Source organism: Actinomadura sp. 7K507, assembly GCF_004348425.1.
GTDB lineage: Bacteria > Actinomycetota > Actinomycetes > Streptosporangiales > Streptosporangiaceae > Spirillospora.
Genome location: NZ_SMKK01000551.1, coordinates 1 through 778, shown reverse-complemented (window position 1 = coordinate 778; position 778 = coordinate 1). Strand labels below are relative to the sequence as shown.

Sequence of the window (778 nt, the reverse complement as noted above, 5' to 3'; positions counted from 1 at the left end):
CGACGTCTGCGGGGGTCAGGCGGGCGCTGGCCAGCGCGTCCTGGATGACCCGCTGCTGGGACGGCCCGTTCGGCGCCGTCAGCCCGTTGCTGGCGCCGTCCTGGTTGACCGCCGAGCCGCGCACGATCGCCAGAACCGGGTGGCCGTTGCGCTGCGCGTCCGAGAGCCGCTCCACCAAGAGGAGCCCGACGCCTTCGCCCCAGCCGGTGCCGTCGGCCGCCGCCGCGAAGGGCTTGCAGCGGCCATCGCGCGCCAGGCCCCGCTGCCGCGAGAACACGACGAACGCACCCGGGCTGGACATGACGGTGGCGCCGCCCGCGAGCGCGAGATCGCACTCTCCCTGCCGGAGGGATTGGCAGGCCAGGTGGAGGGCGACGAGGGAGGAGGAGCAGGCGGTGTCGATGGTGAGGGCGGGTCCTTCGAGACCGAGTGAATACGCGATGCGTCCCGAAGCCACACTGATCGAGGAGCCGGTTCCCGTGTAGCTCTCTGACGCGCTGGACAGTTCCGGGAGCCCGGAGCTGTAGTCCTGCGAGGAGATGCCGGCGAAGATGCCGGTGCGAGTGCCGTGGAGGGCGGCCGGGTCGATGTGGGCGCTCTCGATGGTCTCCCAGGCGGTTTCGAGGAGGAGTCGCTGCTGGGGGTCGGTGGCTTGGGCTTCGCGGGGGCTGATGTTGAAGAAGTCGGCGTCGAAGCGGTCGGCGTCGTAGATGAAGCCGCCCTCGCGGGCATAGGTGGTCCCCGGCTGATCCGGATCCGGGTTGAAGAGGTCGGCGAC

General features: G+C 71.0%; 1 protein-coding gene. It reads right to left on the bottom strand.

Going from position 1 to position 778, the window contains the following annotated elements; all coding sequences use genetic code 11:
* On the bottom strand, positions 1-778 hold a 778-nt coding region (locus E1285_RS45210), incomplete at both ends, for a polyketide synthase (RefSeq protein ID WP_132161053.1).